General features: G+C 74.2%; 17 protein-coding genes. 7 read left to right on the top strand and 10 right to left on the bottom strand.

From position 1 onward, the window contains the following. Window positions 1–56: 56 nt before the first annotated feature. Together FB457_RS22540 and FB457_RS22535 are read right to left on the bottom strand one after the other, a co-directional pair. Window positions 57–1,247 (bottom strand): acyl-CoA dehydrogenase family protein, encoded by a 1,191-nt coding sequence (locus FB457_RS22540; RefSeq protein ID WP_047014983.1) that lies wholly within the window; start codon window positions 1,245–1,247, stop codon window positions 57–59. Further along, window positions 1,195–3,075 (bottom strand): MFS transporter, encoded by a 1,881-nt coding sequence (locus FB457_RS22535; protein WP_047014984.1) that lies wholly within the window; start codon window positions 3,073–3,075, stop codon window positions 1,195–1,197. The genes FB457_RS22540 and FB457_RS22535 overlap by 53 nt, the downstream gene beginning before the upstream one ends. A gap of 594 nt (window positions 3,076–3,669) precedes the next feature. On the opposite strand from FB457_RS22535, the gene FB457_RS22530 reads away from it, so the two are divergent. Continuing rightward, a complete protein-coding gene (locus FB457_RS22530; protein WP_047014985.1) occupies window positions 3,670–4,611 on the top strand; it encodes a phosphatase PAP2 family protein in 942 nt (313 codons plus the stop codon). 120 nt (window positions 4,612–4,731) lie between these two features. Here FB457_RS22530 and FB457_RS22525 read toward each other — a convergent pair whose 3' ends face one another. Beyond that, window positions 4,732–4,956, bottom strand: a complete 225-nt coding sequence (locus tag FB457_RS22525; RefSeq protein ID WP_047019786.1) for an I78 family peptidase inhibitor — start codon at window positions 4,954–4,956, stop codon at window positions 4,732–4,734. A gap of 410 nt (window positions 4,957–5,366) precedes the next feature. Between FB457_RS22525 and ctaD the strand changes: the two genes are divergently transcribed. Further along, entirely contained in the window at window positions 5,367–7,076 is a 1,710-nt protein-coding gene (ctaD, locus tag FB457_RS22520) for an aa3-type cytochrome oxidase subunit I (RefSeq protein WP_173534822.1), read from the top strand. A 36-nt stretch (window positions 7,077–7,112) separates the two neighbouring features. Here ctaD and FB457_RS22515 read toward each other — a convergent pair whose 3' ends face one another. From FB457_RS22515 to FB457_RS22505, 3 genes are all read right to left on the bottom strand, one after another. Further along, window positions 7,113–8,336, bottom strand: a complete 1,224-nt coding sequence (locus FB457_RS22515; protein WP_047014987.1) for a glycosyltransferase family 4 protein — start codon at window positions 8,334–8,336, stop codon at window positions 7,113–7,115. A gap of 107 nt (window positions 8,337–8,443) precedes the next feature. Next, complete coding sequence (locus tag FB457_RS22510) at window positions 8,444–9,766, bottom strand: ABC transporter substrate-binding protein (RefSeq protein ID WP_047014988.1); 1,323 nt, start codon at window positions 9,764–9,766, stop codon at window positions 8,444–8,446. A 16-nt stretch (window positions 9,767–9,782) separates the two neighbouring features. Next, a complete protein-coding gene (locus tag FB457_RS22505; RefSeq protein ID WP_047014989.1) occupies window positions 9,783–10,337 on the bottom strand; it encodes an MTB12 C-terminal domain-containing protein in 555 nt (184 codons plus the stop codon). 208 nt (window positions 10,338–10,545) lie between these two features. On the opposite strand from FB457_RS22505, the gene FB457_RS22500 reads away from it, so the two are divergent. From FB457_RS22500 to FB457_RS22490, 3 genes are read left to right on the top strand one after another with little or no spacing between them, the layout of a single operon-like run. Beyond that, window positions 10,546–10,980, top strand: a complete 435-nt coding sequence (locus FB457_RS22500; protein WP_145783122.1) for a hypothetical protein — start codon at window positions 10,546–10,548, stop codon at window positions 10,978–10,980. Between the two features lies 1 nt (window position 10,981). Continuing rightward, window positions 10,982–14,038: an ABC transporter permease subunit gene (locus FB457_RS22495; protein ID WP_145783004.1), complete on the top strand. Its 3,057-nt coding sequence runs from the start codon at window positions 10,982–10,984 to the stop codon at window positions 14,036–14,038. Beyond that, window positions 14,035–14,706 (top strand): ATP-binding cassette domain-containing protein, encoded by a 672-nt coding sequence (locus FB457_RS22490; protein ID WP_145783003.1) that lies wholly within the window; start codon window positions 14,035–14,037, stop codon window positions 14,704–14,706. The genes FB457_RS22495 and FB457_RS22490 overlap by 4 nt, the downstream gene beginning before the upstream one ends. Window positions 14,707–14,714: 8 nt before the next feature. On the opposite strand, the gene FB457_RS22485 is transcribed toward FB457_RS22490, so the two are convergent. Continuing rightward, window positions 14,715–15,416, bottom strand: coding sequence for a LysM peptidoglycan-binding domain-containing protein (locus tag FB457_RS22485; RefSeq protein ID WP_047014993.1), 702 nt, complete (start codon window positions 15,414–15,416; stop codon window positions 14,715–14,717). Window positions 15,417–15,771: 355 nt separating this feature from the next. On the opposite strand from FB457_RS22485, the gene FB457_RS22480 reads away from it, so the two are divergent. Further along, the gene (locus tag FB457_RS22480) at window positions 15,772–16,755 is read left to right on the top strand and encodes a hypothetical protein (RefSeq protein WP_145783001.1); all 984 of its coding nucleotides are present in this window, start codon (window positions 15,772–15,774) and stop codon (window positions 16,753–16,755) included. Window positions 16,756–16,867: 112 nt separating this feature from the next. After that, window positions 16,868–17,095 carry a hypothetical protein gene (locus tag FB457_RS22475; protein ID WP_047014994.1) on the top strand — a complete coding sequence of 76 codons (228 nt, stop codon included), beginning with the start codon at window positions 16,868–16,870 and terminating at the stop codon, window positions 17,093–17,095. Window positions 17,096–17,199: 104 nt separating this feature from the next. Here FB457_RS22475 and der read toward each other — a convergent pair whose 3' ends face one another. From der to cmk, 3 genes are all read right to left on the bottom strand, one after another. Further along, window positions 17,200–18,690: a ribosome biogenesis GTPase Der gene (der, locus tag FB457_RS22470; protein WP_047014996.1), complete on the bottom strand. Its 1,491-nt coding sequence runs from the start codon at window positions 18,688–18,690 to the stop codon at window positions 17,200–17,202. A gap of 70 nt (window positions 18,691–18,760) precedes the next feature. After that, window positions 18,761–19,363 carry a lysophospholipid acyltransferase family protein gene (locus tag FB457_RS22465; protein ID WP_047019788.1) on the bottom strand — a complete coding sequence of 201 codons (603 nt, stop codon included), beginning with the start codon at window positions 19,361–19,363 and terminating at the stop codon, window positions 18,761–18,763. Between the two features lie 53 nt (window positions 19,364–19,416). Further along, the gene (gene cmk / locus FB457_RS22460; RefSeq protein WP_047014997.1) at window positions 19,417–20,127 is read right to left on the bottom strand and encodes a (d)CMP kinase; all 711 of its coding nucleotides are present in this window, start codon (window positions 20,125–20,127) and stop codon (window positions 19,417–19,419) included. Between the last annotated feature and the right edge of the window lie 25 nt (window positions 20,128–20,152).

The raw sequence follows: 20,152 nt of genomic DNA, 5'->3' as shown, positions 1-20,152 counted from the left end.
CCGTTGCGAAACGCCGCAGAAGAAGACAGCGGAAGACCGGGGCTGGGCGGTACGGCTCAGCCCCGGAACGCGTCCAGCCCCGTCAGCGCCTTGCCCAGCACGAGCTGGTGCATCTCCACCGTGCCCTCGTACGTCAGCACCGACTCCAGGTTCGTGGCGTGCCGCATCACCGGGTACTCCAGCGAGATGCCGTTCGCCCCGAGGATCGTGCGGGCCGTCCGGCAGATCTCGATCGCCTCGCGGACGTTGTTGAGCTTGCCGAAGCTGACCTGTTCCGGCCGCAGCGTGCCGGCGTCCATCCGCGTGCCGAGGTGGTGCGCGAGCAGCACGCCCTTGTGCAGTTCCACGGCCATGTCGGCGAGTTTGGCCTGGGTGAGCTGGAAGCCGCCGATGGGCTTGCCGAACTGCTCGCGGGTACGGGCGTAGTCGAGCGCCGCGTCGAAGGAGGCGCGCGCCGCGCCCATGGCGCCCCAGACGATCCCGTAGCGGGCGTGCGTCAGGCAGCTCAGCGGGCCGCGCAGCCCGGTGGCCTCCGGCAGCACCGCGTCGGCGGGCAGGCGCACTTCGTCGAGGACCAGCTCCGCGGTGACCGAGGCGCGCAGCGACCACTTGTGCCTGATCTCGGGCGCGCTGAAGCCGGGCGCGTCCGTCGGCACGGCGAAGCCGCGGATGCCGTCGTCGGTACGGGCCCACACGACGGCGACGCCGGCCACCGAGCCGTTGGTGATCCACATCTTGCGTCCGGTCAGCACCCAGTCCGAGCCGTCGCGCTTCGCGTACGTGCGCATCCCGGCCGGGTCGGAGCCGTGGTCCGGCTCGGTCAGGCCGAAGCAGCCGATGACCTCGCCGGTGGCCATCCGCGGCAGCCACCGCTGCTTCTGCTCCTCGGAGCCGAACCGCCAGATGGCGTACATCGCGAGCGAGCCCTGCACGGAGACCAGGGAGCGGATGCCGGAGTCGGCGGCCTCCAGCTCCAGACAGGCCAGCCCGTACTGCACCGCGGAGGCGCCGGCGCAGCCGTAGCCCGTGAGCGACATACCCAGGGCGCCCATCGCACCGAGCTCGCGGGCCAGTTCGCGGATGCCGGGCAGCTCGCCGCGCTCGTACCAGTCGGCGATGTGCGGCAGCACGCGGTCGGCGGCCCAGCCGCGCACGGTGTCGCGGACGGCGATGTCCTCGGGGCCGAGGAGGTCGTCAACTCCCAGCGGATCGGCGGGGTTGAACGGCGGCGTAGTGCTTGAGCCCATGGCTGTCGTCCTCCGGCGGTCCCTCGGGGTCACGGCCCGACGCTACTTGCGCGTATTCGGCGTCGTCCACCCTCCCCGCGCGCGGCGTGACCTCTTGCACACGCCGTAAGCGGGCGGGCCGCGCACCCCGCTCCCACACCCGGCCGCCGCCGTCCCGCACGCCGACCGCCGCACCCCGCTCCCGGCGCACCCCGGCCGGGGCCGCGGAACCGGCGCCCGCCGCCTCGCCCGCCGCCTCGCGGGCGTCGTTCGCCGGGCCGCCGCCCGCCTCGCCGGGCTCACCGCACTCCATCGACCGCGGCAGCCGCAGCGCCGTGAGCGCGCCGAGCAGCAGCAGCCCGGCGCTGACGGCCAGCGTGACGTGCATGCCCTGCACGAACGCGTCCCGCGCGGCGTCCCGCAGCGTGGCCCCCGCCGCGCCGCCCAGCCCGGCCGCGGTCTCGTACGCCTCGCCGAGCGAGTTGCCCGCCGCGTCGGTGGCGCTCGACGGCACGCCGGGCACGGTGCCGAGCGCGGGCCGGTAGACGGCGTTCATGACGCTGCCGAGGAGCGCTATGCCGATGCCCGCGCCGAGCTGGTACGAGGTCTCGCCGATGGCCGCGACCCCGCCGGCCTGCTCCGCGGGCGTCTCGCTGAGCATCGACTCGTACGCGCCGAAGATGGTCGTCTCCAGCCCGTACCCCAGCAGCACGAAGCCCGCGCACAGCACCAGCGGCCGGTCCTCCTCGCCCAGGCTGATCAGGCCGGTGACGGCGACGGCGGTGACCAGGAAGCCGAGGGCGACCATGGCGCGCGGGCCGAGCCTGGCGACCATCCGGGAGCCGGCGAGGCCCGCGGCCACGGCGGCGACGGTCAGCGGGATCAGCCGCAGCCCGGTCTCCAGCGGGCTGAGGCCGAGGACGAGCTGCATGTACTGCACGGCGACGAGCTGGAGCCCCACGAGGGCCAGCAGCGCGAGCACGATGCAGCCGACGGCGGTGCCGAAGGACCGGCAGGAGATGACGTCGAAGTCGACGAGGGGGTGGGCGCGGCGGCGCTGCCTGCGGACGAAGAGGACGAGCAGGGCGCCGCCGAACACCAGCGGCGCGACGACGGCCGGGTGCAGCGGCCCGTCGCCCGCGCCCGCCTGCTTGAGCGCGAGGACGACGCCGAAGAGGCCGACGGCGGCGATCAGCGCGCCGAGGACGTCCCAGGGGCCCGCCCGGTCGGCGGTGGACTCCGGCAGCAGCCAGCGGCCCACGGGCACGGCGATCACCATCAGCGGAATGTTGATCAGGAAGACCGAGCCCCACCAGAAGTGCTCCAGCAGGAAGCCGCCGAGCAGCGGCCCGATGGCCGCGCCCACGGCCGCGGTGGCGCTCCACAGCCCGATGGCCGCGGCGCGCTCGCGGCGGTCGGGGAAGACCTGGCGCAGGATCGACAGCGTGGCCGGCATGATCATGGCGCCGCCGACGCCGAGGAGGGCGCGGGCGGCGATCAGCACGTGCGGGTCGCTCGCCGCGGCGGCGAGCGCGGAGGCCAGGCCGAAGATCGCGTAGCCGAGGAGCAGCACGCGGCGGCGGCCGACGCGGTCGCCGAGGGTGCCGAAGAGGATCAGCAGGGAGGCGGCGACGAGGGGGTAGGCGTCGACGATCCACAGCAGGTCGACGGCCCCGGGCTTGAGGTCTTCCGTGAGCGCGGGGACGGCGACGTGCAGGACGGTCGCGTCGAGGGCGACGAGCAGCAGGCTGGAGCAGAGGACGGCCAGCACGGTCCAGCGTCCGGCGCCGCCGCCGTGGGCGCCGGGAGCGTCCCGCGGCGGGCTCGTGGCCGTGGCCGTCCCTGACATCTACGCACCTCCCGGACTCGCGCGAGTCGACAGCGTACGCGAGTCCTCCGGATGCAGGCGGCGGCACTACCCGTTGAGGTGACGGCGCCCCGGGTTGCGGCGGAGGCAGACCCTCCCCGGGCCCGGCGCCTTCCCGCCCCCCGCTGTCCCCTCCGGTCCCCGCGCGCCGGGTCCGGTCCCCCCGCGCGCCGCAACGGCTCCGCTGACGTGCCATGATTGCGCGCCCCCGGTCCGGGAAGTCACTGGTTGAGGGCATTGCGCACGATGCGTGACGCCCGTCACATCACGGCCCGGCCGGCCGCCAGGCGAACGGTCCGCAACGGTACGGCGAATCTCCGATAAACGGAGGAGCGCGAAAAACAATTGACCGATTGGCCGCACTCAGATATTCCCAGAAAGCGGAAGACATGAGTCCTGAAATGGCAGTGGGGTAACCGCCGTTGACGACACAGCCCACATCACATAGGCGTTACAAATCCGGGGGATTGGTCAATCCACCGCAGTCGGCGATGTAGCGTCGATTCCGTGCGAACCGAAGAGAGACCTCCGCAGGGAGCGGAGCGTCCGACCACACACGGCGGCTGGCAGCCGCGTATGACCAGGACCCGGCTGTGGCTGTTCTGGTCGTCGCTGGCCGTCTACGCGGGGATCGTCGCGGCCGTCGTGACCACGTCGTGGCTGGTGCACCTCGACTGGCAGCTGATGCTCTTCCGGCCGTACAAGCAGTGGCCGGAGTTCCACGCCTTCCTGGACTACTTCGTGGTGCTCGGGCAGCGCGCCCCCACCGCCGTCGCCGTGCTGGCCTGGCTCGGCTGGCGCGCCTGGCGGCAGCACACCCTGCGCCCGCTGTTCATGCTGGCCGGCTCGCTGCTCCTGCTGAACGTCACGGTCGGCGCGGCGAAGATCGGCATGGGCCGGCTCGGCCCGCACTACGCCACCCAGATCGGCTCGAACGAGATGTGGGCGGGCGGCGATATATTCCCTTCGGGTCACACCGCGAACGCCGTCGTGACCTGGGGTGTCGTGGCCTATCTGGCGACGACGCCGGGCGCCCGCAGGACCGCCTCCGTGGTCTGCGCGATGGTGGCGCTGGGCGTCGGCGGCACGACCGTCTACCTCGGTACGCACTGGCTGAGCGACGTGCTCCTCGGCTGGGTCGCCGGCCTGCTCGTGCTGCTGGCCCTGCCCTGGTTCGAGCCCGGCGTGGCCCGCGCGGAGGCGTGGCTGCTGCACCTGCGCGACCGGCTGCGCGGCTCCCCGGCCGCCGGGCCGCCCGCGCCCGCGTCGCTGTCGCCGCTGGCCACGCGCGTGTCGATCGTCTCGCAGCGCCCCACGGGCACCGGCTCGCCGAGCACCAGGGAGATGGCCCGGGTCACGGGCTCCGGCACCGCCGCCCGTCCCGACACCTGGCCGCACCTGGCGCCGCGTCCGCACACCACGCGGCACGAGCGCCCTCCCGTCACCCCGGCGGGCCACCGCCGCCCGCCGCAGTCGGACCGCCCCGGCGGCCGGCCGCAGGCACGCGCGGGCGGCTGACCCGCCCCCAGGCCCTGTCTGGCAGATCCCGCCTGCGTCTGGGGGTACCGCCCACGCGCGCGCAGCGCGCTGTGGGGGAGCCCGCCCAGAGGGCGGACGGCGCTCTGTGCCAGACAGGACCTAGCCGACCCAGGAGCGCGTGACCCGGCCGTCCTGGACGGTGAAGTTGAGCCGTCCGCCCATGAACTCCATGGTGATGATGGCCCCCGGGGGCAGCGAGCGGACGGTGGTCCAGCCGCGGTCCCTGGCCCGTTCCTCGGCGTCGGCAGCGGCCAGGCCGACGTAGCTCTCGGGGTCGTCGTCGGGGTTCGGGGACGGTGTCGGCAGGTTCGGTGGAGTCGCCATGGCGCCCACGCTATGCCCCCTGGTCACGGCCGCGGTAGGGCGGCGGACCACGGGGATGTCCCGGCCCTGTTCACCGCGGGTCACACTTCTGTCACAGCGCCCGCGGCCCGCCGGGAGGCCCGGAGGAGGGCCCGTACAGGCGTCCGGGAGGCACCTCCTGACGGGCTATCGGGAATTGCTGTCAGGGCCGCTAATCGCACCTGCTGTTTACCCGCCGGGCCCCCTGGAATTCATCGATTTTCCCCCGGACGGCGGCGTCCGGTGTCAGCTCCGCATAAACCCTCGGATGGCCTCTTCGCGACACACCGGGCGAACGCGCGTAGCACGCCGGATCCGTACACCGGTGGCACCGTCGTGCCGTGGACGCGCGCGTCGTCACACGTGACCTACGAGCGGAAGGTACAGAGACGATGGGGACGACAGAGGCGGCACCGGCACCGGCACCTGCTCCCCCGCGCGCACGACGGCACGGCTCGGTGGTCGTGGACTGGCTGACCACCACGGACCACAAGAAGATCGGGCACCTCTACCTCATCACCTCGTTCGCCTTCTTCCTCTTCGCCGGCCTGCTCGCGATGGTGATGCGGGCGGAGCTGGCCAGGCCGGGGATGCAGATCCTCAGCCACGAGCAGTTCAACCAGTCGTTCACGATCCACGGCACGATCATGCTGCTGCTCTTCGCCACCCCGACGTTCGCCGGGTTCGCCAACGAGATCATGCCGCTGCAGATCGGCGCGCCCGACGTGGCGTTCCCGCGGCTGAACATGCTGTCCTACTGGCTGTTCCTCTTCGGCGGCCTGATCGTGCTGAGCAGCTATCTGACGCCCAGCGGGCCCGCGGACTTCGGCTGGTTCGCGTACGCGCCGCTGAACGGCCCGGTGCACTCCCCCGGCGTGGGCGCGGACCTGTGGATCATGGGGCTGGCGCTGGCGGGCTTCGGCACCATCCTGGGCGCGGTCAACTTCCTCACCACGATCGTCACGATGCGCGCGCCCGGCATGACGATGTTCCGGATGCCGATCTTCACCTGGAACACCCTGTTCACCTCGATCCTCGTGCTGATGGCGTTCCCGGTGCTGGCCGCGGCGCTGCTGGTGCTGGAGTCGGACCGGCGGTTCGGCTCGGTCGTCTTCGACGGGTCCGTGGGCGGAGCGCTGCTCTGGCAGCACCTGTTCTGGTTCTTCGGCCACCCGGAGGTCTACATCATCGCGCTGCCGTTCTTCGGCATCATCAGCGAGATCATCCCGGTCTTCTCCCGCAAGCCGATCTTCGGCTACGTGATGCTGGTCGCCGCCACCGTCGCGATCACGGGTCTGTCGATCATGGTCTGGGCGCACCACATGTTCGCCACCGGGGCGGTGCTGCTGCCGTACTTCTCCCTCGCGTCGTTCCTGATCGCGGTGCCGACGGGGGTGAAGTTCTTCAACTGGATCGGCACGATGGTCAACGGCTCGCTGTCGTTCGAGACGCCGATGCTGTGGTCGATCGGGTTCCTGGTCAGCTTCCTCTTCGGCGGTCTCACAGGCGTCCTGCTGGCCTCGCCGCCGCTGGACTTCCACGTGACGGACACGTACTTCGTCGTCGGCCACTTCCACTACGTGGTCTTCGGGACGGTGGTGTTCGCGACCTTCGCGGGCTTCTACTTCTGGTGGCCGAAGTTCACCGGGAAGATGCTGGACGAGCGGCTGGGCAGGATCCACTTCTGGACCCTGTTCGTCGGCTTCCACGCCACGTTCCTCGTGCACCACTGGCTGGGCGTGGAGGGCATGCCGCGGCGGTACGCGGACTACCTCGACGCCGACGGCTTCACCACGCTCAACACGATCTCCACCATCGGCGCCTTCCTGCTCGGCGCCTCCACGCTGCCGTTCCTGTACAACCTGTGGCACACGGCCAAGGAGGGCGAGAAGGTCGACGTGGACGACCCGTGGGGCTTCGGCCGCTCCCTGGAGTGGGCCACGTCGTGCCCGCCCCCGCGGCACAACTTCAAGACGCTGCCGCCGATCCGCTCCGAGTCCCCGGCCTTCGACCTGCACCACCCCTACGCCCTCGCCACGGAGCGCCGGGACGAGACGGATCAGCGGAACCGGCGGGACGAGCAGGGGGCGCGGGAACCGTAGCGCGGGCGAGGGCGGACGGGCTCCGGCGGGCGGCCCTCAGGCGGCCACCGCCTCCTCCCGGGTGCGGCGGGCGTACAGACCGCCGAGCACCGTGCCGGTCAGCGGCAGCGTCGGGCGGTGGACGTGCAGGCGGGCGAAGAGGCCGTCGTAGCGCTCGGCGGCGCGCGCCGGGTCGAAGCGCGCGGCGTTCGCCAGCGCCGCGGTGCCCATCTCCTGGCGCAGGTCCTCGTCGCCGATGAGCCGCAGCAGCCCGCGGGCGACGGCCGCCGGCTCGCCCGGCGGCACGAGCAGGCCGTCCTCGCCGTCCTCGATGATCTCCCGCGGGCCGAGCGGGCAGTCCGCCGCGACGACCGGCAGGCCGCCGCGCATGGCCTCGGCGATGGTCAGCCCGAACGACTCCAGCGTCGAGGTGTGCGCGGCGATCGAACTCTTCGGCCACTCCGGCTCCAGCGGGTGCACGGTGCCCATGAGGAGGACGTGGTTGTAGAGGCCGAGCCGGTCGATCTGGGCGCGCAGCGCGTCGTGGCGGGGGCCGTCGCCGTAGATGCGCAACTGCCAGTCGGGGCGCGCCCTGACGACCCGGGCGAACGCCTTGACGAGGTGGTTGAAGTGCTTGAGGGGCGCCAGCCGGCCGGCGGCCATGACGCACCGGGCGGTGTTGTCGGACGGCGCCACCGCCGGCGCCGGGACGCCGTTGGGGATGGCGGTCACCACCACGCCCGGGAGCCGCAGGTGCTCGCGGTACGCGCGGGCATCGGCCTCCGTCATGGTGACGACGGCGTGCAGCCGCGGGTACGCGGCGCTCAGTGCCACCCGCAGCTCCCGGGGGTGGGTGGTGAACGTCAGGTGCTCCTGGCCGACGCGCAGCACCCCGCGGCGGGTGTGGCGGGCGACGACGACGTTGAGCCCGGGGCGGGTGCCGATGACCGCGTCGGCGTCGAGGTGCCGCAGATGCCCGGCCAGCAGCCGGTCGGTGAGCGCGCTGTACTGGTGGTAGCGGCCGTCCGCGCGCGGGTAGTGGCGCGCGGAGCGGGCGTAGTCGGGATGCCCGCCTGCGTAGCAAGGGCTGTCGGGGCGCTCGTCGACGAGGGCGCGTACGGGCACGTGCGGCCCGGCGTCGAAGACCGGCTCATCCTTGTGGCGGAAGACCGAGACGATCTCCACGTCGTGCTGCTCGGCGAGCGCGCGGGCGAGGGTGAAGGTGGTGCGCACGGTGCCCCCGACGGCGTACGCGTTGCTGATCAGAAAGGAGATCCGCATGGTGTACCTCGGGACGGGTGCGGGCAGTCCCCTGAAAAGCGTCGCACAGCCGCGGCCAACCGGCATCACGGCAGGTCAGAGCCGGTATGGGCGGGTGGTGCGGCCGGTCAGGGCCGGTACGGGAGCTGCGGCACCGTGAAGCAGTTCTCCGTCATCTCGCCCTGGGTGACCCACCCGCCGTCGCCGCCGTCCGCGTCGTCCTGCCAGCGGGCCGCCGACACGCACGTGGGCCGGGTCTTCGGCGGCTCCGGCACCTGCTCGAAGCGGGCGGGCAGCAGCAGCCCGCCGGCGTCGTAGGGCTCGGCGCGGTTCATGAAGTCCTCGACGCACGCGCGCGTCAGATCCTCGCCGCACGACTTCGCCGCGTCCGCGAACCACATCGCGGCGGCCCAGCCCTCCAGTTGCCACTGCGAGCGGGCGTCGGTGCCGGCGTAGCGGTCCATGCCGTCGCGGAACGCCTTGACCGCCGGTTCTTCCGTGTCCTCGTAGTTGCGGCTGGAGCCGGTGACCCAGAGGGAGTTGCGGCAGCGCTCGGCGTCCGCGTAGTCCTCCCGGACGCTTGAGTTCCAGTTCTGCACGTTGGTGACCTTCGCGGTCAGCTCCACGCCGGCCTCGTCGAGCGCCCGGCACAGCTTGGCGTTGCCGCCGGTGTCGACGGCGTCGAAGACGAGGTCGACACCGCGGGCGCGCAGGTCGGCGGCGACCGCGTCGAAGTTCGGCAGCGAGAAGTCGACCTGCTCGGTGACGACGTCGTAGCCCTCGGCCTCCAGACCGCTGGTCACGCTGCGGGCGTACGCGGCCGAGGCCGCCTGGTTGTACGAGACGACCGCCGCGGTGCGGGCGCCGTGCTCCCGCTTGAAGTAGCGGTAGACCTCGGTGCCGCCGTACAGGTCGCCGCCCCAGCCGGGCTTGCCGCCGGTGCGCGGGGCGCGGCTGCCGTAGATGCCGTACAGGTGCGGATACGTCTCGTACGCGGCGCCGATCGGCTGGCCGCCGATGTCCGGCACGCCGGCGTCGCTGACCTGCGGGGCGCCAGCGTAGTTCAGCGAGGTGGTGGCGACGAGCGCGAACACCTTCTCCTTCAGCACCAGCTCGCGTACGCAGTCGCTGTTGCCCAGGCTGCTGCCGCCGTCGTCGCAGGTGACGACCTCGACGGGCCGGCCGCCCACGCCCCCGCGCGCGTTCAGCGCCTCGAAGTACGCCAGCGCACCGTCCTGCGGCCCGCTGAACGCGTCGCCCACCGGGCTCGTCTCGCTGGCGATGACGCCGACCCTCACCGGCTCCCCGCGCGCCTCGCCCGACGACGCGGCGCCGCCGCCCCGCTCCGCGGACCGCCGGGTGAACTCGCTCTCGGGTACCCTGCTGCCGCACGCCGCGGCCAGCAGCACCAGCGCGGCCGCCGCCAGCGCGGCACCCCCCGGCCTCCTCACCCCGGGCCTCCTCAGCTCAGCATCCGGGGCCCGGCGATCCGCTCATCTCGACCAGGGTGCAGATGGCCCGCTTCGACACCTTCCACGAGCCGTCCTGGAGCACCGAGATGCCCGTGGCGCCTGGCACGACCGTCTCGCCCTTGAGCGCGATGTCGTACGTCACCTCCGCCTCCTCCGCGGAGTCGAACTCCACCCCCGTGACCTCGGCGCCGACCTGCTTCCACCGCTTGTCGTCGGAGAACGCCGTCATCAGCGGCCGCATCGCCTCGCCGTCCTCCAGCACCGCCAGCTTCGCGTCGGCGTCGGAGTCCGGCGAGAAGAACGTCGTCCAGTTCTCCTCGATCTCCTTCTCCGCCGCCGCCGGATCGGCCGGTTCCGCGCCGCCCGCGCCGTCGTCCGCGTCCTCGCCCGCCTCCGCCGCCGGGCTGCTCTCCGGCTCCTGCGCGCTCGGCGTCTTGTCCGGTGTGCCGGCGCCACCGCCGTCGTCCCCGCAGCCGGCCGCGCCCAGCCCCGTGAGCAGTACCGCCGCGGCCAGCCACGCGGCGCTGCGCGTGCGTGCTCCTCGGGTCATCCGTCCTCACCCCTGAACGTCGTCATGCGTCGAGTGTCCCGCCGTTCGGTCGGCTCTACTGCGGAGTAGAACCACACACGGCATAGTGCATCCCAAGCGGCGGCGATGCACAGGGGGCAGAATGCGGCAAACCGGCCCGGCGCGCGGGCACTCGCTGAAGGCCATGGCCCTGCAGTGGGGCAGTTGGGCCGCGCTCGCCGCCGGGGCCGTGCTGTGCGCCGCCGGCTGGTACGGGGTGTCGGGAGAGCGGTTCGCCGAGCGGCAGATCCCGTATCTGGCGTCGTGCACGATCCCGGGGGCGGCGCTGATCGTCGCCGGGGCGGTGCTGCTGTCGCGCGGCGACCAGGGGCTCGCGGCGGCGCGGGTCGAGGAGTTGTACGGGCTCCTGGTGGCGGCGGACGGGGACGACGCGGGCGCCTCCGCAGGTCCCGCGCCGGCTCTCGCGGAGCCGGGCGCGGCGGGCCCGTATCTGGCGGTGCCCGGCGGGACGCTCTACCACCGGCCAGGCTGCCCCCTCGTCGACGGCAAGACCGGCGCCGTACCGGTCGCGGATCCGGCGGAAGCCGCGGGTGAGGAACGGGCGCGGACACCGTGCCCTGTCTGCGAGCCCCGCCCCGGGGGCGCCGCCGCGCCGGAGGCGTGAGGTGTCGCTCACGTACGAACTGACGCTCGCCGGGCTCGCGGTGGGCAGCGCCGCGGCCCTCTCGGGCATCGGCGTCGTCGTCACGTACCGCGCCACCGGCGTGCTCAACCTGGCGCACGGCGCGGTCGCGATGGTCACCGCGTACGTCATGCGCCAGCTCGCCGTCGGCTGGAACTGGCCGCTGTGGGCGGCGGCGGCCGTCAGCCTGCTCGTCGTCGCGCCCGGCATCGGGCTGCTCATGGGGCGGTTCGTCTTCCGGCCGCTGTCGGTGCTGCAGTCGGGCGCGGCGGGCGCGGGCGGCGCGCAGGCGCTGGTGGCATCGCTCGGGGTGTTCGTGCTGCTGATGGGCGCGGCGGGGCTGCTGTGGGGTACGGGTGCGCGCACCGACGCGCCCGAACTGCTGCCGTCCGACCCGTGGGTGCAGCTCGGTACGGCGGTGGTACTGGCGAGCGCGGTCGCGGCGGTCACCCGGTGGACCCGGTTCGGGCGGGAGCTGCGCGCGGTGGTCGACAACCGGCGGCTCGCCGCGCTCAGCGGCATCGACGCCGACCGGGTCGCGGACGCCGGCTGGGCGTTCGGCACGTTCACCGCGGGCGTCACGGGCGTGCTGCTGGCGCCGGAGTACCGGCTGGACCCGTACGGACTGCCGCTGCTGGTGATGGCCGTCATCGGGGTCGCGGTGGCGGCCGGGCTGCGGAGCCTGCCGGCGGTCGTGGCGGTGGCGCTGGCGGTCGGCGTGGCGCAGGCGCAACTGACCCGGCTCCATCCGCCGGGCTGGGGCGAGCAGTTGGTGCAGGCGCTGGGCGCGAACCTCTTCGCGGTGCTGCTGCTCGTCGCGGCGCTGGCGCTGCCGCGGCTCCGGGCCGGTTCGGGCGACGGCTTTCTGCGGGTGCCGGCCGACACCCTGGACTCGGCGGGCGACGGGCGGACGTGGCTGGTCGCCGGGGTGCTGTTCCTGCTGCCGCTGGGCTTCGCGGGCCCGGACCTCACCACGTCGGTCCAGGTGCCGGCGCTGGCAGTGGTGCTGCTGTCGCTGGTGGTCGTCACGGGGCGGGGGGGCCAGGTCTCGCTGGGCCAGGCGGCGTACGCGGGGCTGGGGGCGCTGTTCACGGCGCTGCTGGCGGCGGGGCGGTTCCCGGGGCTGCCCGCACTGCCGGAGCTGGTGGCGCTCGGCGTCGCGGTGCTGCTGGTGGCGCCGGTGGGGCTGCTCACCGGGTACCCGGCGATCCGGCGGCGGGGCCTGGCGCTGGCGCTGGTCACGCTGGCGGTGGGGGTGGCGGTGAGCCGCTTCGTCTTCGCGCAGCCGTACGCGACGTCGGGTCTGACCCTGGGCCGCCCCGCGGGCTTCACCGGGGACCGGGCGTACTACGTGCTCGAACTCCTGCTGCTCGCCGCCGCGGTGGCGGCGGCCGGGGCCCTGCGCCGCGGCCGCCGGGGCCGCGCGCTGGCGGCGATACGGGACCACGAGTCCGGCGCCGCGGCGGCGGGCGTCGCAGTGCCGGCGCTGAAGGTCACCGCCTTCGCGGCGGGCGCGGCGCTGGCCGCCCTGGGCGGCGGCATGCTGGCCATGGGCGCCCGCGCCTTCGACCCCAACGCCTTCGACCCCGTGCGGGGCCTGCTGTGGTTCGCGGCGGTGGTCGTGCTGGGCGCGGACAGCATGCTGGGCGCGCTCCTGGCCTCGGCCCTGCTGGTCGGCCTGGACGCGGGCACCCGCGGGGGCATGGCGGCGGCGGTGATCGGCATCCTGGCGGTCCTCCTGGGCCGCTTCCCCGGCGGCCTCTTCGAGGCCCTCCGCACGGCGGCGGTCCGCCGGCTACGGCCCCCGCGGCTGACCCCGCTGGGGTTGCGCGTACGCACGAGCCTGTCCGGCGCGGCACCGCCTCCGGCGGGATTCGCGGGCACGGCACCGGCGGACCCTGTCTCTGCCGGACCACCACGGGCACGTACAGGCGGCAGGACGAACTCCGGGTCACGCCCGCCACGAGCCGCGGACGCACCCGCAGCCCCAGCGCCTCCGGCGCGCGGAACGGCCGGTGCCGGCGCGGAGCGCCCGGGGTCGGCGGGACAGGCCCGGACCCCGGGCGAGCGGATCCCACCCGGGCCCGCCGCAGGCGAAGCGCCTACGCAGGCAGAGCCGGCCCCCGGCCGTGCAGACGTACCCCGGCCCCGTAGGAGCGAAGCCCCGCAATCACCGCACCCTCTGCGCCAGTCCACCGCCGGCCGCGAGCCGCCCGGCCCAGGGAACCGGAGCCTCACCCTGCGCCGTCGCAGGCAGCACGGCCGTCCCCCGCCCGGCCGCCACCCCGCCGTCGTGTCCGGTGCGCCCGCCGCGGGCGAAGACGTGCTCGCCGCCCGGGGGGTCTCCGTTTCGTACGGGGACTTCACCGTGCTCTCCGGGGTCGATCTGCGGGTCGAGGCCGGGCGGGTCACCGCGCTCGTCGGGCCCAACGGGGCCGGGAAGTCCACCCTCTTCCACACCCTGGCCGGGACGCTGCGGCCGCGGGCCGGACGGGTGGTGCTGCAGGGGCGGGACGTGACGCGGCGCAGCGCGCACGTGCGGTCGCGGCTCGGTCTTGCGCGGACCTTTCAGCAGCCCGCCGTCTTCTCCTCCCTCACCGTCGCCGAGAACGTCGCCGTCGGCGCCGAGCAGGGCCCTGTCCGCGACCCCGCCGCCGCCGACCGCGTGCTGCGGCTCCTCGGCCTCGACGGGCCGCTGCGCGACATGCCCGCCACGGATCTGCCCACCGGCACCCTGCGCCGCGTGGAACTCGGCCGCGCCCTCGCCGGCGGTCCCCGCGTGCTGCTCCTCGACGAGCCCGCAGCGGGACTCGACCTCGGCGAGACCGCCGCGCTCGTCCGCCTCCTGCGCGCGCTCGCCGCCGACGGCATGGCCCTGCTCGTCGTCGAGCACGACCTCGGCCTCGTCGGCGAACTCGCCGACACCGTCTACGCGATGGCCGCAGGACGCATCGTCGCCTCCGGCACCGCCGCCGGCGTGCTCGCGGCCGCCGGCGCAGGACCGGTCCCCGGCCGGGACGCACCCGCGGAGGCCCCGTGACCGTCGAGATCGCCCTCCACCGCGCCCGCGTCCGCTACGGCCCGCTGGAGGCCCTGCACGGCATCGACCTCCCCGTGCCCGCCGGCCGGCTCACCGTCCTGCTCGGCCGCAACGGCTCCGGCCGGACGACCGCGCTGCGCGCCCTCGCCGGTACGGTGCCGCTGGCCGCGGGCCGCGTGGTGTGGCGCGGCGAGGACGTCACGCGGATGCCCGCGTACGCCCGCGCCCGCCGCGGCCTGTCGCTGACCCCCGAGGTACGCGCCGTCTTCGGCTCGCTGACCGTCGCGGAGAACCTGCGGCTCGCCGTCCCCGGCGGGGACACCGGGCCCGCGCTCGCCGCGTACCCGGAGCTGGCGCGCCTGCTGCCGCGCCGCGCCGGCACCCTCTCGGGCGGCGAGCAGCGGATGCTGGCCGTCGCCCGCGCGCTGCTGTCCCCCGCCCGGCTCGTCCTGCTCGACGAGCCGGGCCAGGGGATGTCGGCCGCGGTGGCAGCCCGTACGCACGAACTGCTCGGCGGGCTCGCCGCCACCGTCGTCGTCGCGGAGCAGAGCCTGCCGCCCGGCCTTGCGGCCGCGGCGACGGTGGTGCACGAACTCCGTCGCGGCAACGTGGTGTTCAGCGGCGAGCCCGCCGAAGCCGGGGCGCCGTGGCACACGGCGGCCCGCTGAGGGATCCGTCAGACGTGCAGCCGCTGGCCCGGCAGGATGACGTCCGGGTCGGCGCCGATGACGTCGCGGTTGGCCTCGTAGACCTCGCGCCACGGCGTGCCGTGCGCGGCGGCGATGCGGCTGAGCGTGTCGCCGGGCCTGACGGTGTAGTTGCCGTCGCCGCGCTTCACCGGCTGCCGCTGCTCCCCGCCGCGGTCCGCCCGCTGCTCGGCGCGCGGCTGCGGGCGGGGCTGCTCCTGCTGCTCCGGCTCCGCGACCGCGGGTGCCCCGCCCGACGCGCCGGCCTGGACGGAGCAGTGCGGCCAGGCGCCCCAGCCCTGCGCGGCCTGCACCTTGGTGGCGACGGCGATCTGCTGCTCCCGGCTGGCCCCGTCCGCGGTGGCCGCGTAGGCGGTGCCGCCGTACGCCTCCCAGGTGGAGGCGGCGAACTGCAGCCCGCCGTAGTACCCGTTGCCGGTGTTGATCGCCCAGTCGCCGCCGCTCTCGCACTGCGCGATACGGTCCCACACCCCGCTGTCCGCGGCGCCCGCGGGCGCGGCGGCGGCGAGGAGGGCGAGGGGGGTGAGGAGCGCGGCGGCTCCGGTGACGACGGCGGCGTTCCGGCGGGTGCCGCGTGTGCTGCGTGTCCTGCTGGCGCTGATGGTGGTGCCTGCCTCACTGGTCGTACGGTCACTGCGGGTGGCGCGCATGTCGCCCTTCGGGAAAGGCATTCGTTCCTCTCGGTGGACCCGGGTCCCCTGCCCGGGCGGTGCTCGGTGCACGCGGCGGCCGAATCTAGGCACGCTTGTCGGGCGTAATCAACCAAGACCCCGTCATTCGAGGCCAGTTGCCGGTTACCGCGAGTATCGATCAATACCGGACAGGTCGCCGCGCCGGTCAAATCCGGCTTTGTCTGGTAAATCTTCGGTCGCACTGTGGCTCGCCTCACGGCACCAATCCGCGTGATTCGCAGATCAGTTGACTCACAGTGAGAATTTCCGGTCGTCTCCCTACGGTCCGTAGATCCCGTTCCGGCAATCGCCGCCCGGGGCGTGACTCCGCACACAGGTCGTCCGTTGTGCCCAGATGAACACGCACCACGACGACGAGGAGCGACTCGTGCCCCGCATGCTCGAAGTGAGCGACGCCGTACGCGCCGAGATCGGCGACGAGGAGGCGGACCGGCTCGTCGCCGGCGAGTCCGCCCCCGGCACGTACGACTGCACCTCCTGCCGCGCCCCCGGCGACTGCGCGCAGGAGCAGACGAGCACCGTGCTCTTCGTGGGCGAGGAGACGGCGGTGCTCGCCTTCGCCCACGCCACCTGCATCCCCTCGCAGGTCGTCCCGGTCTCCGAGGACCAACTGCAGGGCGCCGTACGCTCGATCACCGCGGACGAAGGCCCGGCGCCGGCACACGCCCCCGCGCCCGCGCCCGTGGAGGCGCACGCCCCCGCCGCCCTCGCGCCCGCGGTCTCCCCCGCTCCCCCGGTCCCCGTCCCCGCGGACGCCCCCGCCGCCTCCCTCGCCGCGGTCGCGCCTCCGGCGGCACCCGGGGCACCCGCCGCCCCGGCGGCGTCCGGCGGCGACCACGCCGAGGCGCAGGCCGTCCTCGGCGTCACCTGCGGGCTGGTGATGTGCGGCGACGACGCCCGCCCCGCGCTGGTCGTCGAGCCCACCGCGCCCGTCGTCCGGCCCGGCTCAGAGGGCCCGGGGGACGACTTCCTGCCGCTGCTCATCGAGAGCGGCTTCCTGCCCGTGATGGACATGGTCAAGCCCCCGGCGCCGGTGACCGGCTGGTCCGTGCTGCTCGTCACCGGCCACCTGCACGCCGTGATGCAGCCCGGCACCGCGGGTCAGCCGCCGACCGCCTGGTGGCAGGCGCACCAGCCGCTGCACGTCTCGGACGGCTGGCGGGCCGCCGCGGCGAAGGAGCAGGAAGTGCTGGTGTATGCCGCGCCCGCCGGGGCGATCGGGCGGCAGCCGCGGGAGGACCTGCTCGGCGAGGCGCTGGCGCAGGCCGCCGCGCGCGGGCTGCTCGTCGGCGCGGCGATGCCCCTCACCGGGACCTGATCCCCAAACCCGAACGGAGCATCGGTACCTGATCGGAGCAACGCGTACCCGCATCCCTCCGTACCGCGCCTTCGTTGCACAAAGTGTGCACCGATACCACGCGATTCCCGGCATGCGCCCCGCCCACGAGCCCCACGCGGCCGCCCGCCCGTCGGGGACGCCGATCTACGACGCCCTCTTCGCCGAGTACCGCCGGCTCTTCCGGGCGCTGCCCGGGGACCGCTCCGGCGAAGAGCAGCTCCGCTTCGACGCGATCATGAACTCCCGCCCGTCACTGCCGTCCACCGGGCGCCTGCGACCGCACGTCCACGTGCACCGCCACCGCGCGGCGGACGACTAGCCTCGACGGCCGGTCGGCAGGCCCGGGCCGCCGCCCCACCGTCCCGTGCCGCGTACGCCGCCGTGCGGGTACGCGGCACCCGCAGCCCACGGGAGCCGGGGCCGCTACTTCTTGCGGCCCCGCTTCTCCCGCACCCGTACCGAGATCCGGATCGGGCTGCCCTCGAAGCCGAACTCCTCGCGCAACCGCCGCTCGATGAAGCGCCGGTAGTTCGCCTCGATGAACCCCGACGCGAAGAGCACGAACCGCGGCGGCCGGGTGCCCGCCTGGGTGCCGAAGAGGATCCGCGGCTGCTTGCCGCCGCGCACCGGATGCGGCTGCCCGGCCACCAGCTCGCCGAGGAAGGCGTTGAGCCGGCCCGTCGGCACCCGCGTCTCCCAGCCCGCCAGCGCCGTCTCCAGCCCCGGCACGAGCTTCTCCATGTGCCGTCCGGTACGGGCCGAGACGTTGACCCGCGGCGCCCACTGCACCTGCACCAGGTCGCGCTCGATCTCGCGCTCCAGGTAGAAGCGGCGCTCCTCGTCCAGCAGGTCCCACTTGTTGTACGCGATGACCAGCGCCCGCCCGGCCTCGACGGCCATGGAGATGATCCGGGTGTCCTGCACGGTCAGCGTCTCGCCCGCGTCCACGAGCACGACCGCGACCTCCGCCTTCTCCAGCGCGGCGGCGGTGCGCAGCGAGGCGTAGTAGTCGGCGCCCTCCTGGAGGTGGACGCGCCGCCGGATGCCCGCGGTGTCGACGAAGCGCCAGGTCTTCCCGCCCAGCTCGATCAGCTCGTCCACCGGGTCCCGGGTGGTGCCCGCGACGTCGTCCACGACGACGCGGTCCTCCTTGGCGAGCTTGTTGAGCATCGACGACTTGCCGACGTTCGGCCGCCCGATGAGCGCCACCCGGCGCGGGCCGCCGAGCCCGCCGGCGAACGACTGCGCGGGCGCGTCCGGCAGCACGTCGAGCACCGCGTCGAGCATGTCGCCGGTGCCGCGGCCGTGCAGCGCGGAGACCGGGTGGGGCTCGCCGAGGCCGAGCGACCACAGGTACGCCGCCTCCGACTCGCCCGACTGCCCGTCGACCTTGTTGGCGCAGAGCACCACCGGCTTGCCGGCCCGGCGCAGCATCTTCACGACGGCCTCGTCGGTGTCCGTGGCGCCCGTCTGCGTGTCCACGACGAAGACCACCGCGTCCGCGGTCTCCACCGCGTACTCGGCCTGCGCCGCGACCGAGGCGTGGATGCCGAGGACGTCCTGCTCCCAGCCGCCGGTGTCGACCACCTTGAACTGCCGGCCCGCCCACTCGGCCTCGTACGACACCCGGTCGCGGGTGACGCCGGGACGGTCCTCCACGACGGCCTCGCGGCGGCCGATGATGCGGTTCACCAGAGTCGACTTGCCGACGTTCGGCCGGCCCACGACGGCCACCACGGGCAGCGGGCCGTGCCCGGCCCGCGCCAGGTCGCCCTCGACCTCGTCGAGGTCGAAGCCCTCCTCGGCGGCCAGCTCCATGAACTCGGCGTACTCGGCGTCGCCCAGCTCCCCGTGCTCGTCGCCGTGGGCCGGGCCGTCCGGGCCCTCCTCCGGGGAGATGCCGGTCTCGCTCATCACGTTCCTCGTCCTTGCGTTCTCGGCCGCGTACGGCCCGGTCGGCCGGGCAGCGGCCTTCACGTCTGCTCTAGCGGCCAGTGTCGCGCCTGGCGGCGGCCAGGTGCGCGGTCAGCCGGTCCTGGATGCGCAGCGTCGCCTCGTCCATCGCCTTGCGGGTCCGCCGCCCGTCCGGGGACCCGGCCTGGAAGGGCTCGCCGAAGACGATGTCCACGTGGGAGCGGACCGGCGGCAGCGCCTTGACCACGCGGCTGCGCCGTTCCGCCGTGCCGAGCACCGCGACCGGCACCACCGGGGCGCCGGAGCGCACCGCGAAGTACGCGAGACCCGCGCGGATCGAGGAGAAGTCGCCCTCTCCCCTGCTGCCCTCCGGGAAGATCCCGAGCACCCCGCCCTCGTCCAGCACGCCCAGCGCGCGGGTGATCGCACCCCGGTCGACCGTGGTGCGGTCGATGGCCACCTGGCCGATGTTGCGCAGGTACCAGCCGACGATCCCGACGAACGCCTCCTGCTTGATCAGGAAGTGCACGGGACGCGGCGAGGTGCCCATGAGCAGCGGGCCGTCGACGTTGTGGGAGTGGTTCCCGGCCAGGATCACGGGCCCGCTCGCGGGCATCCGCCAGGCGCCCAGTATCCGCGGCTTGAAGTAGCCGTGCATGACGGGCGCGGACATCCGCCGCCCGACGAGCGCACCCCGTGTCTCCGGCACCGCGCCGGCCGGTTCTGTCACCGACCCTGCTGCTTCTCTTCGACGAGGGTCACGACGCACTGGATGACCTGCTCCAGGGTCAGCTCCGTCGTGTCCACCTCGGTGGCGTCCGCCGCCTTGGCGAGCGGGGAGACCTTGCGGCCGGAGTCCGCGGCGTCGCGCCGGGCCAGCGACGCCTGCGTGGCGGCCAGGTCGCGGGCCTCCCTGCCCTTCAGCTCGCCGCTGCGGCGCGCGGCCCGTACCTCCTCGGACGCGGTGAGGAAGATCTTCACGTCCGCGTCCGGCAGCACCGTCGTGCCGATGTCCCGGCCCTCGACCACGATTCCGCCGCTCTTCACGGACTCGGCGGCGATCGACCGCTGCAGCGCGGTGATCCGCGTCCGCACCTCCGGGACCGCGCTGACGGCGCTCACCGCGGCGGTGACCTCCTGGGTACGGATCGGGCCCGCGGCGTCCGCGCCGTCGACGGTGATGGTGGGCGTCCCCGGGTCCGTACCCGAGACGATCTGCGGCTTCTCCGCGGCGGCGGCGATCGCGGCGGCGTCGGCCACGTCCACCCCGTTGGTCAGCATCCACCAGGCGGCGGCCCGGTACTGGGCGCCGGTGTCGAGGTAGCGCAGCCCGAGCCGGGCGGCGACGGCCCGGGACGTGCTCGACTTGCCCGTACCGGCGGGGCCGTCGATGGCGACGATCACGGGGGCCCGCTGGGCCCTGGCAGCGCTGTCCACGGGGCGTACGACACCCTTCCTGAGG

The sequence above is a fragment of the Streptomyces sp. CNZ287 genome (genome assembly GCF_007827615.1).
The sequence above is the reverse complement of the archived record's forward strand: the minus strand, read 5'-3'. Positions and strand labels throughout refer to the sequence as shown.

Coding starts and splice junctions, on each gene's coding strand:
- FB457_RS22535 (WP_047014984.1), bottom strand. CDS start 3,075: ATGTCAGGGACGGCCACGGCCACGAGCCCGCCGCGGGACGCTCCCGGC.
- FB457_RS22485 (WP_047014993.1), bottom strand. CDS start 15,416: ATGCCTTTCCCGAAGGGCGACATGCGCGCCACCCGCAGTGACCGTACG.
- FB457_RS22515 (WP_047014987.1), bottom strand. CDS start 8,336: ATGCGGATCTCCTTTCTGATCAGCAACGCGTACGCCGTCGGGGGCACC.
- FB457_RS22475 (WP_047014994.1), top strand. CDS start 16,868: ATGCGCCCCGCCCACGAGCCCCACGCGGCCGCCCGCCCGTCGGGGACG.
- der (WP_047014996.1), bottom strand. CDS start 18,690: ATGAGCGAGACCGGCATCTCCCCGGAGGAGGGCCCGGACGGCCCGGCC.
- ctaD (WP_173534822.1), top strand. CDS start 5,367: ATGGGGACGACAGAGGCGGCACCGGCACCGGCACCTGCTCCCCCGCGC.
- FB457_RS22530 (WP_047014985.1), top strand. CDS start 3,670: ATGACCAGGACCCGGCTGTGGCTGTTCTGGTCGTCGCTGGCCGTCTAC.
- FB457_RS22465 (WP_047019788.1), bottom strand. CDS start 19,363: ATGTCCGCGCCCGTCATGCACGGCTACTTCAAGCCGCGGATACTGGGC.
- FB457_RS22505 (WP_047014989.1), bottom strand. CDS start 10,337: ATGACCCGAGGAGCACGCACGCGCAGCGCCGCGTGGCTGGCCGCGGCG.
- FB457_RS22480 (WP_145783001.1), top strand. CDS start 15,772: ATGAACACGCACCACGACGACGAGGAGCGACTCGTGCCCCGCATGCTC.
- FB457_RS22525 (WP_047019786.1), bottom strand. CDS start 4,956: ATGGCGACTCCACCGAACCTGCCGACACCGTCCCCGAACCCCGACGAC.
- FB457_RS22540 (WP_047014983.1), bottom strand. CDS start 1,247: ATGGGCTCAAGCACTACGCCGCCGTTCAACCCCGCCGATCCGCTGGGA.